Consider the following 13663-nt stretch of genomic DNA (forward strand, 5'->3'; position numbering starts at 1 on the left):
TTTAAATAGGAAGCGGTCTACTAAAATTTAACCACCCGCGACTGGCGTGATAAATACCACACTGTCACCATCATGGATCTGGTCTGTCCATTTAACAAAGTAATCATTTACCGCCACGCGTAGCTCTGCCTGCGGGCGACTAAAGCGATGCTTTTGACTGAGTTGTTCGTACAGCTCAGTTAATGAGGTCGACTGCTCAACGCTGAGCGTTTCTTGTTGGCAGTTGGCTTCATCCGCTAAGCTGGCGAAATACAAGACGTTGATAGTCATCATCGATTCAGTGTTTGGTGCTACGTCAATAGTACTCATAAAAACCTTCCATTCTGTGTAAGCTATCAAGCGTTATACTGATATTACTGCTCATTTAGTAATGCTCATCGTGAAAAAATTCCATCAATCTAAGCCTGATTTTAAGCATGACTATAATCTGATTTGCCGCCCATTTTTGTCACCAAATGAATATTATCAATAACGATATCATGCGATAGTGCTTTGGTCATATCATAGATGGTCAGACAAGCAATGCTAACGGCGGTTAAGGCTTCCATCTCGACCCCAGTTTTATGCGTGACTTTGACAGTGCCGCTGACGATAATGGCATTTAGGTCGTCATCATAAGCAAAGGCTAGACCAATCTTGTCTAGCGGCAATGGATGACACAATGGAATCAAATCGTGTGTGCGCTTGGCGGCCATAATACCGGCGATATGTGCCGTCTGAGTGATGCTACCCTTTTTAGTCATGCCATCAGCAGCTTTGATTTGCGCATAAATCTCGCTTGGAAAACGCACTTGTCCGACCGCGTTTGCTTCTCGCGTCGTTGCCATCTTGCCACTGACATCGACCATGGTAATATCACCATTGCCATCTAGATGCGATAAGCTAGATTGTCTGCTTTCCTGATTATTGCTATTCATTGCTAATTTCTCTTAATAATGTCTCTTGATAATTTTTTATAAATCGCTTAACGCTGCGCAGGCACGTTGGAAATCTTCAGGGGTATTAAAGTTGGTTAGACACTGCCAATTTTCTGTCAAAGGCACAGCTTGCGTAAGAGGCTTAATAAATGACATGACACGGCGTTGACCGCTATCAATATAAGCCTTTAAATCGGCCTCAATACTCAATTGATACAGCCCTAACAACGGATATAGATGGCTATCATCGGTTAGGCAAACCACTTTTTTATCGGCCACTTGACTAATCACTGGTTGTAATTTCTGCCACAAGCCTGTTGCCGGTATTAAACTATCGCAGCTAATAACGAGTAACCATGATGAGCCGGATTTTTGGTTTGGCATTGTATCAGTGAGCTTGGCTAATGTCTGCAAAGCTGATTCAATAGCAACCAATGCTCCACCGTTATCACTCTGCTCGTCATCATTGACAGGAGTGTAATCAGCAATATGCATCATTGGAGATTGTGGATTACCAATACTTAAATCTAAATCAACCGTAAAACCACGCTCATTGTCCGCAATCATAATCGGTATATTGAAATCAGTTGCATTTTCGGCAGCTGCTTTTAGTTCAAGGACATGACCCACATGATAGTCTAACAGCCGCTCACCTGTCGGTAGGGTGAGTTCCGCTTTGGGCACGCCCATACGCTTGGACGCGCCACCCGCTAAGATGACTACGCCTGCTAAGCTATTTAGATGTGGTGCAGTATTAGCCATCATTGAATATCAGTCATGGCTAGGATTTTTTGCCAAAAAGTGCGGCACAAAATTGCATGGACGGGTACGGCTATCGAACTGCTCTTTTAAGATATTTTCCCAGCCAGTACGACACGCGCCTGATGAGCCGGGTAAGCAAAATATACCCGTGCCATTCGCCATACCAGCAACTGCTCGTGATTGTACCGTAGACATACCAATTTCATCTTTTGAGATGAGACGAAACATTTCACCAAAGCCATCGATCGACTTATCAAACAACACCTTAACAGCCTCTGGCATGCTATCTCTGATAAAAAATCCCGTACCACCTGTCGTAATCACTGCATGAACTTTTGGATCTGCAATCCAGCCACTGATAACCGCTCTTATCTGATAGATATCATCAGAGATCAGCTGCCGATCTGCCAAGTGATGCCCTGCTTCGGTTAAGCTGTCTGCCAAGTATTGTCCTGAAGTATCTTCTGCGATTGTGCGACTGTCAGAGACGGTTAATACGGCGATATTGAGCGGTGTAAATGCTGCAGCGGGTTTGCTCATAGAGTTTCCTAGAGAAGGTGATGTTAATGTTTAAAAAAGCGTAACGTGATTATTAATTTAACCGCCAATGATTGACAGGTTGTGCATAATGCCACTATTGGCATCATGCAAATGATGATGCTCAGGTTTAATCGGCATAAAGCTATGGAGATCATTGACTAAACCCTGCACATCATTGTTCTGTAAATGCTGACGAATATCATAGTTGCCTTGATCGAATAAGCACAGATGCACTTTTCCTTGACTGCTCACCCGTAGGCGATTGCAGGTATCACAGAAATGCGCCGCGTAAGGGGCAATCATACCAATGCGTCCCATATAATCAGGATGGCTGTACTCTACTGCAGGACCATCGCTACTGCCACGCTCATGTGGCTGCCAACCATGCTCTAATAAATAATCGGTAATAATATCGGACTGGGCATGCTGGGCAAAAAACAGGTCGCTATTGTCACTGGTCTGCATGAACTCTATAAATCGATAAGTCACTTGTCTATCTTTGACGTAATCAATGGCATCTATCAGATTTTCAAAGGCAGTTTCTGCCATCAACACACTGTTAATTTTAAGCTTGATATCCGTAGTTTGCAGCAACGTATCCATGTCAGCAAGCAGTTGCAGTAAGCTATCAAAGCCTGTCATCTTATGAAAGGTAGCAGCATCAAAGCTGTCCATGCTGATATTTAACTGGTCGAGCCCAGCCGCTTGCCAACTGGCTAAATGCTTACCCAGCTTATAACCATTACTGGTCATCGCCACCGTTTCAATGCCATCAGTTTGTTTAATGGTTTCAATAATCTCGACGACATCACGACGAATCGATGGCTCACCACCAGTGATTCTAACTTTTTTGGTGCCGACTTGAGCAAAGCCGCGTATCAGTGTGGCAATCTCAGGGACGCTGAGCTCATCATCAGGGCGTTTGCCTTGATAGCCGTTCGGCAAACAGTATTCACAGCGAAAATTACAGAAGTCAGTAATAGACAAACGCAGATAAGTGAGACGTCGAGCAAAACCATCAGTTAACGGTTGAGAGTGCTCAATATCTTGCTCGGTAGGTGCTGCTACAGACGGGGCTTGATAGCTATCAAAAGCGGCGACTGCTGTTACTGTAGACATACTAGGCGAATACAGTTGTGCATGGCCTATCTTAATGTTGTCATCACTCATATTTTCCTACCATCAGTAGTGCTTGTGGGCAGCATTACTTTATTATTCGTGTTTGGCCTACCATTGTATGATTTATTTTCAGTTTTTTTGTATTCATCTTATAGAGATTTAGAAAACTGTCACTACGCATGTAGCCAAGGGAACGGCTGCACAATGACGCTATCACCTGATGCCACATTACCACTGTCTTTGTCCAAAACAACAAAGCAATTCGCTCGGCTAAGCTGTTTGATTCTATGTGATTGCTGACCTGAGAAGCACTCAACTTGATAACTGCCAGCATCGTTTTGTGTGAGAACGCCGCGCTGAAAGTCCTTACGACCGGCTGATTTTCTGATATCGTTTGTGAGTGTCGCTTTGACACTCAGTTGCATAGGTCGCTCTGCTAGATCAGCGCCTGACATTTGCCACAATGCTGGTATCACAAACTGTAGTGCCCCAACGACCGTCGATAATGGATTGCCCGGCAGACCAAAATATAACACGGGTTTAGCTGTATCTTTATTTAATTCACCAAACACAAACGGCTTACCCGGCTTCATCGCGACTTTATAGTGGTTAATCTGACCCAGCTGTTCAATCACGGTGGTCAAAAAATCATAATCACCAACCGAGACGCCAGCCGTGGATATCAGGACATCGCAGTCTTGCATCGCTTTGTGGACAGCGGCAGTCGTCTGCTCTAGATTATCAGGGATAATGCCGTAATCACGAATGGTCATCGGCAGATCAGCCAGCATGGTTTTGAGTGTCGGCGTATTGGAATTATATATTTGCGCCAAGCTTGTCAGCTCATTGCCAATAGCAACCAGCTCATCACCAGTTGCTAACAAGCCTACGATCAACGGCTGAAATACCTTGACTTGGCTGACTCCCAAATTAGCCAATAAGCTAATATCAGTAGCATTAAGGCGTTTACCTACCTTCAAAACGGCCTCGCCCGATTCGATTTCTTCACCTTGTTTGCGAATATTGCTATCGATCTGAGCCGTTTGCGACAGCGTCACCGTGTAAGGTTTTGATTTGTCGATTGAGTCTCTAATAGTGGCAAAGTTAGTATTCTCTTGCATGATGACTGTGTCACAGCTATCTGGAACGACGGCGCCAGTAAAGATACGCACACCTTGTCCTACTGTTAAGTCACCAGTATAAGCACTGCCCGCTTGTGATTCGCCAATGATTTGAATGCTGCTGTCGTTTGATATATCGCTGCCATGAGCAATGGCATAACCATCCATCGCTGATAGATTCTGCCTTGGTATATCGAATGTTGCGGTGATATCTTGCGCCAGTATTTGATTACGACTGTCTAGCAGCTCACAGGTGTTGAGCACCCTTGTTGGTAGTGGAAAGTCATTATTATTATAAGTATCTACGCGCAGCTTTATCGCTGCCTGTAACGCTTCCATCGTAATCATAAGAGCACACTCAATTTGTCGGTTGTTATTAGTATTACATTATAATTATTCATTATAGCGAGGCATTGCTGACAGTTTGTCATCTGCAGTCTGTATTTTTTGCTATCAGCATTAATGGCATCTCTTCTACAATTGCATCCTTTCTATATTGTTGTAGCCGGTTTTATATAACGTCAATGTAGGCATACTTAAGTTTTTGATAGCATCATACAAATAGGTTTATATAGCAACGTTCTCGTTAAACACTAACAGATAATCGACATTAGGGCATGTCCTCAATCTGAACGGAAGAGACTAAACAGGCTAAATACTACCAAACTGTATCAAATAGCTGGTCAATATCTCGATATTGACCAGCTATTTGATACAGTTTGGATGTAATTTATCTCGTTTTTATCGTCATTTTTAAAATGATGACATGCCCAGATAGTGAGCACTTAATTTTAACTGCTTAATTTTCAATGCAAGCCTTTTAACTCAGTACTGTTTAACTCAGTGCCTTTTAAGTAAGCTGACACCTGTAAATCAATGCCTTTAGATAGGGCATAAAAAAGCACCTAGGTTAAGGTGCTTTTTTGTGTTCATAATTATTTATAATCATGAACATATTTGTCAAAAACGGTGGCGTTGATTATTACATAATAGCGCCAGCAACCAACTTCACCATGATGTCAATGAAGAAGCACTACGCTGACTGATAAAACCGTCTGGCGTTTGAGCATTATCGGCTTGCCAGCGCTGGAATGCTTTGCGGGTATTGGTACCGATAATACCATCTGTGCCTTTGGTGTCATAACCTGCACTGGTTAAGCGCTGCTGCAATCTGGTCACTTGAGAAGTCGATAACGGGTTTTCATAGCGCGGCCATGATTTTCGTAGACCACTTTGCCCAGCCAGTGCTTTACCGAGCAAGCTCACACCCAGCGCATAGCTCGATGAGTTGTTATAGACTTTGATCACATCAAAGTTTGGGCTTAACAATAGCACTGGGCCATCTTTACCCGCTGGTAGCCATAGCTCCATTTGCGTATTGGCATCGAGATAAATATCATCTATGGTATCAACGCCCAGCGCTGCCCATCTGGCCGCAGGTTGCTTGCTACCGACCACCGAGTAATCAAATGAAGCCGGAACCGTTACTTCATAAAAAGGCGCCAGACCGCGAACCCAGCCTGAATTGCTGAGATAATTGGCAGTAGAAGCCAAGGCATCACCCGTTGACCATGGATTACGATGACCATTACTATCGCCATCGACACCATGCTCCAACCAAGTACCTGGGATGAACTGCGTCTGTCCCATACCGCCAGCCCAAGAGCCTTCTAACTGCGACCAAGACACGTCACCGCGCTGCAATAGCGTCGCTAATGACAGCAACTGCGTTTCGGCGAACTCTTGGCGACGACCATCATAAGCAAGGCTAGAGAGCGCGCTTGGCAAATCGCTATTGCCAGTCACCACACCATATGACGACTCCATGCCCCAAATCGCAGCGACGGTTTCGGCACTTACCCCATACTGCGATTCTAGTTGTGACAAAAATGCCCGTTGCTCAGAAAACTTGCGCTTACCCGTACTCACACGCCCATCTGATACCGCAGAATCAACATATTCCCACGGCATCTTTGAAAACTCTGGCTGTCCTGAGTCAAGCGAGATGACCTGCTGATTTAAGTAAGCAGAATCCATCAGACGTCGAACCGTTGAGGCATCGTAGCCTGATGACAGCGCACGCATGGAGAAGTCAGACTTCCAATCAGAAAAGCTGTTGTAGCTTGGTTTTGCCACTGGCTGCGGCTTGATAACCGGTGCTGGTGTTGGCTTTACTTGAATGGTTTGGGTCTGGGTAATCTGTACATTACCTTGACACACAGGCTTGCTAGGCTTCTGCATCGCCTGTTGACTGGTACAACCTACCATCACTAAGGCAGGAAAAAGGGCAATATACTGTTTTTTTAACATCATAAAAACTCTCAATTATGAATAAGTGACTTAGCGATTAGCGGCAACAATTAGCAGCAGTTCATCAAATTTAACGTCTAAGCATTTAACGTCTAAGCATTTAACGTCTAAGCATTTAACGTCCAAGCATTTAACGTCTAAGCATTTAACGTCCAAGCATTTAACGTCCAAGCATTTAACGTCCAAGCATTTAACGTCCAAGTACAGCCCGTGGATCGATAGGATTGCCATTCAAGCGCACTTGAAACTCTAGGCCGACTTGGTTTGTTTGACCACTGCTACCCATACTGGCAATACGCTGGCCAAGTTGTACTTGCTCGCCTTCTTTGACTAGTAATTGACTATTGTGAGCGTAGGCGGTGATGTAATTATCGCTGTGGCGAATCATGATGAGGTTGCCATACTCTGGTAGACCACTGCCCGAATACAGCACAGTTCCAGATTGGCTGGCAAGCACAGGATCACCTTCGTTACCAGCAAACCACATGCCCATGTTACCGGCTGCCGCATCAAAGTTGCGAACCACTTGGTTGCGACTTGGATAGTCGTAGCCTGATGTCGCGTTGGCCGTTACTTCATATGCTGGCGTTGGCGTGCTGGTGACAGGAGGCGTATAAGTCGGCTGTGACGGAGCAGAGGTATTAGTACCATTATAAGTGTTATAGCGATTGTTGCTAGCTGCCGTTACTGGCGCGCCTTCCCATAGCTTCAACCATTGACCGCTATAGATAGTATATTTACTATCCAAACCGTTCATCGCCCCAATTTGACGATAGCTCAAGCGATAGCGCTCAGCGATTTGACTGACCGTATCGCCACGCTGCACGCGATGATAGTTAGGAACGCCTTTAGCATTGGTAATAATCTTAGGTCCCGCTTGGTTAGCTGATTGGTAAGTAGGCTTCGTCGCACAGCCGACTATCGCTAACGATGCTGCTGTTAACGTCCCTATCAATGCTACCGTTGCCAAGCGCGATCCAGCAATAAGCTTCTTCATACAAGATTTCCTATTCTTTATGTTACTCACAAACTCCTTGTGCTAATCACAAGCATTTTGCTAACTTTTATACCGTTTAATTTTTGTCAAATACCATCATCAACAACTCGATAATAAATGATTTTTCTAATCTTTGGCAGCGCTAAATTATAGCATTAACGCCGACAGCCTATTGAGAGTGTCTGCTGGCGTGTGATGCAAGCGTACTGGTGATAGACTAATATAACCCGCTGCCACCGCTTGGTCGTCCGTCATACTAGTTGCCGATGACTGAGTGTCTTCAATTTCTGCTGGCGACTCGTATTGCCGCTTACGTAGCGATAGCCAATAGGCATCTCGCCCGCGCGGATCCACCACATGATGCACAGGCCGTGCTATTTGGCTATGTCCCAGACAGGTAATTTTTCGACCTTTGATATCATCGGCATCATTTACATCGGGGATATTAACGTTTAATACATGATAGGGCAAACTTTTGAATGCCTCTACTATAGATGTTTCGGTTAGCAGTTTGACGATTTCATCGGCGGCCATTTGATAGCGGCTCGTTTGATCTTGTCCATCGCCTGTCATCCTTGCCCCTACCAGAGAAGTTGCAATTGCAGGCAATCCAAAGAGCTGCGCGGTCAATGCCGCGCCAAAAGTGCCCGAAAACAATACATCTTGCCCCAAGTTAGCTCCTGAGTTAATACCGGTAATCACGCAGTCAAAGTGTGTGTCTTGATATAGCTCGTGTAACGCCAAATAAACACAGTCCGCAGGCGACCCATTAACCGCGATAAACCCCGAGGGTAATTGATGAGTATATAACGGCTGGGAGATGCTTAAGGCGCTACCACAGCCACTCTGCTCATTGTTTGGGGCAACTACCATCACCTCGCCAACCTTTGATAAGGCTTGCGCCAATGCTAACAATCCTGGCGCATGTACCCCATCATCATTACTCACTAAAAATTTCATTTGTACTCAATATATTTAGGTTTGACCGTCTGTCTGCTTGTCTACTTTAAAAGGATAAAATTGTTATACTCAGCCCGTTATTTGACGGTTTATTGCTTAGCGCAACTCACACTGACGGACGGCTAAAAACGATTGTTATCACTCAGTTTTCTTATAGCAATGGTCATTATTAGGTAGCACCTTACCCTTATAACGGTATTAAGTGCAACGACATTGTGGGCGATTATACCTTAATCGTGGAGAGACACGAACCCACTCTTTGCGCTGAATTTGCCTGTTGCTTGACACGACCCTTGATCTTTCACGGCAGTCAAATCGCAATCTGAAAGTAAAACTGGTCGGTAACACGTTACAATAGACAACAACGCACAACAATATAAACTTATACTTTTATGCTGACGTAACTTATAAGCTGATGCTACTGATATGTTGCTGCAAAATGCCTTTGGCTCACAATATATCTACACATAAATCAATATTTTATGTGACTTTTGTTTTTTTACCCATTAACATATGACCATTAAATAAAGATAAGCGAGTGTGATACTGAATGAATAATCAATCGATATTATCTATAGCTTCTGTGATAGCAAAGACCGCCTCAAAAATTGGTTTTGCAGGACTGATAACGTCTGTTGCCATGCTGTCTCAAGCGACCAATGCTGCACCCAATCCAGCAACCACTATCCCATTGGATATGTCTGGTATGAATATCACCAAGCATGAAATTGCCGTGATGCAAGTATTGTCTGAGATTTGTCCACCGATGCTAAATGGCAAACAGAAACAGCGTTTTTATAAGTCTTATACCGTTCAGTTGCATGAATTGATGCCGTCTTTAGAAGATCCAAAAGCGGCGATTCAATATCTATCAACACAGCAGGATTATCGCCAAATATTACAAGGCATCCGTAGCTGGACCATGGGCTTCTCCAAGCAAGAGAACAAAGCCTTGTGTGAAGATTTGGCAAATGCTGAATATTAATTACGATGCTTTTAGTTATATGACTAAAACGCAGACTTTACTAAACCTAAAAATACTACTCCATATAACCAGCTCTATTATTCAATCGGATATAAGCAGCAATAAATAACCATAAAAAGCACAGATATTGCTGCTTTTGCCCTATCAAATTCAATAACTGGAATGATAGCGTAATGGGCTTAATGAATAAGCTCATTACGCTTAGAAGAAGCTTGCTGTCACCCGACTGTTCAATTGCAGTGGGTGCGGCAAGCTTTTTTGTGGTACGTGAAAAATATGCATAAATCCTGATATATCGAAATGCTTTATAAGCGTTGTCTCTCTTTTTTAGTTGCGTCCTATTTTTTGTATTTATCGATTCCCCATCGGTTGGCATTTTGCTAAGATAAGGCGTTAATTTTATGTCCGTCGCTCAGGCATGGTTTTCCTCATTCACATACTCTTTTAAACCCTTATATTTAACACATACGGTTTGATAGAAGGTGTGAGGTTTAGTGCCAGCTATGATGCGACAGATACATTTGGTTCCATGATGCGGTGTAACAATCTATGACAGTAAAGCGTGTAAAAAAACAGCTGGTGCAGCTGGTAGTTGGCATGAGTATTTCTATGAGTGCAGTGATGGCGAGCGCCGCCATTCAGCCACCTGAAATGGAAAATACAGCCTATGTGCTAATGGACTACAATACTGGTGAAATTTTGGCACAAAAAAATGCCAATCAAGCTCTTCCACCAGCGTCTCTGACGAAAATGATGACCAGTTACATCATTGAGCAGCGCTTAGCATCAGGTGATCTCAAAGAAGAAGAACAAGTATTGATGAGCAAAAATGCTTGGTGTCGCGGTAGTAGCAGTCAGTCTTGTATGTATGTGCCGGTGAACAAGACGGCCAGCGTTATCGATATGCTGCGCGGTATTATCATTCAATCAGGTAATGATGCCTCAAAAGCGATGGCAGAGCATATTGCTGGTAGCGAAGACTCATTTGCCATCTTAATGAATGAGCAAGCGCAAAAGCTTGGTATGGAGAACACCCACTTCGTTAACTCTACGGGCATGCCTGACGAAGGTCATGAAGCCTCTGCGTTGGATTTGGCCAAGTTGGCGCGCGCTATCGTCAAAAATAGCGGTGACTATTATGGTATTTATGCCGAAAAAGAGTTTACCTACAATGGCATTACGCAAGGTAACCGTAACGCCCTACTCAGTACCGACTCTACTGTTGACGGTCTAAAAACAGGTCATACCGATGCCGCTGGCTATTGCTTAGTTGCCTCAAGCAACCGCGAAGGCATGCGTTTAATCTCTGTCATTATGGGTACAGAAAGCCAGCAAGCACGTGCCGATCAGTCACGTGAGCTACTCAACTGGGGCTTTGGTCATTTTACTACCGTAACCAAAGCACCTGCTGGCCAATTCGTAAGCAAAATCCCTGTATGGTTTGGAGAAGCTGAGGAAGTAGAGCTAACCACGGGTGACAATCTGCAAATTTTGACCAGCAAAACGCAGAAAAATAAAATCACGACCGTGGTTGATATCCCTGAAAGCCTAGAAGCACCTATCAAAAAGGGTCAAGAAGTTGGCAAATTGATGGCTGTCATTGATGGTAAAGCAGTCGCATCAGTGCCTATCATCGCGACCAATGATGTCGAGCAATCAGGCTTTATGAGTCGTATGTGGCAGCATGCGGTACGCTGGGTACAGAACTTATTTTAAAGTGACGCTGTCTGCTAGCAAAATCACTTTATAAAAGTATCAACCAACAAAAAAGACGCCTCAAATTTGGGCGTCTTTTTTTGTTTCTATACTGAGTTATAGCTATACTAATTAATACTTACATCTATTGCTTTTAAATCAATTAATTTCAAGCCACTTTTGAAGTAATAACATTCACAAAAATTAGAGTAGCAAGGAAGAAGAGTGCAAGTACTACATATTGTAGGCTAAGCGATTTTGACACAGCTAATCGTATTTTTCGCGTTTGGTATAAGCTATGCCCATATTAGCCAACTTTTTAGCAGATCACTTAAGGCTTTATCATCATAGGCGGCGCTATGGCAATAATCAATGCCAGCCGCTTTTAGCCCATGCTCAAAACTGTCTAAATATTGCGCTTGATCTGGAGCGTACCAATACACTAATAAAGCACGGTACTCACTCTCGTAGCTTTCAAACTGGCGTATACGCTTGGCTATGACTTCAGCATTACTCGATGGCACGTCTTCTGCAAACATCACCATATCGACTTTTCTCGTATTTAGCTCATCGATAACGAGATGCCCCTGCTGATGACAGATGACCACCGCTCCCAAACGCTGTAGCTCATCCACCAAAAACCCTGTTTCATGAATATAATAGTAAACCACAACCAAACCAGCCAACAGGTTTTGCTGATGAACTTGGTGTTTATTGGGCAAAGGAATAGTGAACATGAACTGTGTACCGACGCCTAAGGTACTCTCAACCTCGATAGTCGCGCTCATTAGCTGAGCGATTTGTTTGACCACTGGCAAGCCGATACCCGTCCCCTCATATTGACGGGTTTGTGATGAATCTACCTGAAAAAATGGGTTGAAAATGTCCTCGATATAATCACTATCGATCCCAATACCGGTATCTTTAATAGTGATTTGCCAACGGTTACTGTTGTCAAAGTGGGTCAATTGCGAGGTAATACTCACTTGCCCTACTGGGGTAAACTTAATCGCATTACTAAGGAGTATCGATAATACCTGTTTTATTTTTTCGACATCGCCTTCGAGAGTATAGTCTATATGATAGACATGGCTGAGTAAGGTCAAGCCTTTTTGTTTAGCAATAGACTCAAAATCCACCAACAGATCAGCAATTAACTGAAGCGGATTAAACTCACTCGAATGGATGCTAATCTGACCTTTTTGTATTTGATTCAACTGGATGATTTGGTCAAGCGACAATACCAATTTTTCACTACCATTACGAATGATATCTAACGCGTCTTTTTGCTCATCACTTAGTCGCTCATCATCTAATATCTGTAAGCCGCCCACAATAGCATTCAGCGAGGTTTTTAACTCATGGGTAATCATACTTTGAAAATTATGCAGCTGTACATTTAAAGACAAATCCTTATGATGTAACTGCTGCTCAAAAACAGCAAGTGCTTCATAGTCTTGTTGTGCCTTTTGCAAGCGATCAAACAAAACAGTGAAAGTCTGCTTAATTTGCAGCAGTTCTTGAAACTCAAACTGCTGCGAAATAACGGGCAGCTGTTCAAGCTCTGGGTGTTTGCTAACGATTTCACATACATCGGTTAGCGCTGCAATATCTTTGACAGGCCAGCTGAGTTTACGCAGAATATATAGCATCCAGATGACAGCCAATATAGTGGTGATAAACCATAATAGTAAATTGCTGCGCAACCAGTTGGCACGCAGTTTATCTACGTCCAAAGTTATATTAATATAGCCAACCAAGGTACTATCATCAGTTAGCGCCTCAGGGTCTAGCGGATCGATCATGTTATCTGATAAAGGCTTGTCTGTTTGCTCAGTCGCGGCTATCGTTGCAGTGCTATCGGTAGTGATATCGTCACTGACAACCGGATAATTGAAGCTGACCGTATCAGCGAACAAAGCGTTTTGCCAATCATCATGTGACTGGTAGGCTGTGAACCTATCTATATCTGCAATAGGCTGCGGCGTTGAATAAAATAAAATACTTTGGATATTGGGTTCTGCCGCCAACACAATACTGACTTGCTTGGCAACGGTATCTGCACCGTCTATCGTCGATGCACTGCTCGTCAGTAAGGCAGCCAACTGCTGAATATGCCGATGCTTTTGCTGATAGTGATGCACAAAACCATAGACAAAAGACAATAGAATACCTACCAGCACAGCCAAAATAATGGCCTGCACGACAGAGCGCCAGATAAACTTAGGAAGGATTTGTAACGGCTGGTTGTTCATGT

Annotated in this window: 12 protein-coding genes; 2 read left to right on the forward strand and 10 right to left on the reverse strand. The window is 43.7% G+C overall.

Annotated features, from left to right (window positions below):
- Positions 1-27 precede the first annotated feature (27 nt).
- From IOD06_RS07405 to surE, 9 genes are all read right to left on the reverse strand, one after another.
- Complete coding sequence (locus IOD06_RS07405; RefSeq protein ID WP_189586576.1) at positions 28-309, reverse strand: MoaD/ThiS family protein; 282 nt, start codon at positions 307-309, stop codon at positions 28-30.
- Between the two features lie 101 nt (positions 310-410).
- On the reverse strand, positions 411-917 hold the full coding sequence (gene moaC, locus IOD06_RS07410) for a cyclic pyranopterin monophosphate synthase MoaC (protein WP_194620248.1): 507 nt from the start codon (positions 915-917) through the stop codon (positions 411-413).
- Positions 918-953: 36 nt separating this feature from the next.
- Positions 954-1682: a molybdenum cofactor guanylyltransferase gene (locus tag IOD06_RS07415; RefSeq protein ID WP_189586570.1), complete on the reverse strand. Its 729-nt coding sequence runs from the start codon at positions 1680-1682 to the stop codon at positions 954-956.
- A gap of 6 nt (positions 1683-1688) precedes the next feature.
- The gene (gene moaB / locus IOD06_RS07420; RefSeq protein WP_194620250.1) at positions 1689-2219 is read right to left on the reverse strand and encodes a molybdenum cofactor biosynthesis protein B; all 531 of its coding nucleotides are present in this window, start codon (positions 2217-2219) and stop codon (positions 1689-1691) included.
- A 57-nt stretch (positions 2220-2276) separates the two neighbouring features.
- Positions 2277-3389: a GTP 3',8-cyclase MoaA gene (gene moaA / locus IOD06_RS07425; protein ID WP_194620252.1), complete on the reverse strand. Its 1113-nt coding sequence runs from the start codon at positions 3387-3389 to the stop codon at positions 2277-2279.
- Positions 3390-3511: 122 nt separating this feature from the next.
- Positions 3512-4807, reverse strand: coding sequence for a gephyrin-like molybdotransferase Glp (gene glp / locus IOD06_RS07430; protein ID WP_194620254.1), 1296 nt, complete (start codon positions 4805-4807; stop codon positions 3512-3514).
- 660 nt (positions 4808-5467) lie between these two features.
- Positions 5468-6772 carry a lytic murein transglycosylase gene (locus IOD06_RS07435; protein ID WP_194620256.1) on the reverse strand — a complete coding sequence of 435 codons (1305 nt, stop codon included), beginning with the start codon at positions 6770-6772 and terminating at the stop codon, positions 5468-5470.
- Positions 6773-6959: 187 nt separating this feature from the next.
- Positions 6960-7766 (reverse strand): peptidoglycan DD-metalloendopeptidase family protein, encoded by an 807-nt coding sequence (locus tag IOD06_RS07440; protein ID WP_194620258.1) that lies wholly within the window; start codon positions 7764-7766, stop codon positions 6960-6962.
- A gap of 147 nt (positions 7767-7913) precedes the next feature.
- Positions 7914-8726, reverse strand: a complete 813-nt coding sequence (gene surE, locus IOD06_RS07445) for a 5'/3'-nucleotidase SurE (RefSeq protein ID WP_194620268.1) — start codon at positions 8724-8726, stop codon at positions 7914-7916.
- Between the two features lie 550 nt (positions 8727-9276).
- On the opposite strand from surE, the gene IOD06_RS07450 reads away from it, so the two are divergent.
- Together IOD06_RS07450 and IOD06_RS07455 are read left to right on the forward strand one after the other, a co-directional pair.
- The gene (locus IOD06_RS07450) at positions 9277-9711 is read left to right on the forward strand and encodes an MCR_0457 family protein (protein ID WP_010199041.1); all 435 of its coding nucleotides are present in this window, start codon (positions 9277-9279) and stop codon (positions 9709-9711) included.
- A 549-nt stretch (positions 9712-10260) separates the two neighbouring features.
- Complete coding sequence (locus IOD06_RS07455) at positions 10261-11427, forward strand: D-alanyl-D-alanine carboxypeptidase family protein (RefSeq protein ID WP_189586550.1); 1167 nt, start codon at positions 10261-10263, stop codon at positions 11425-11427.
- A gap of 275 nt (positions 11428-11702) precedes the next feature.
- Here IOD06_RS07455 and IOD06_RS07460 read toward each other — a convergent pair whose 3' ends face one another.
- Positions 11703-13661: a HAMP domain-containing sensor histidine kinase gene (locus tag IOD06_RS07460; protein WP_194620271.1), complete on the reverse strand. Its 1959-nt coding sequence runs from the start codon at positions 13659-13661 to the stop codon at positions 11703-11705.
- Positions 13662-13663: the final 2 nt, after the last annotated feature.

The organism is Psychrobacter sp. N25K4-3-2 (assembly GCF_015351755.1).
GTDB classification, from domain to species: domain Bacteria; phylum Pseudomonadota; class Gammaproteobacteria; order Pseudomonadales; family Moraxellaceae; genus Psychrobacter; species Psychrobacter glaciei.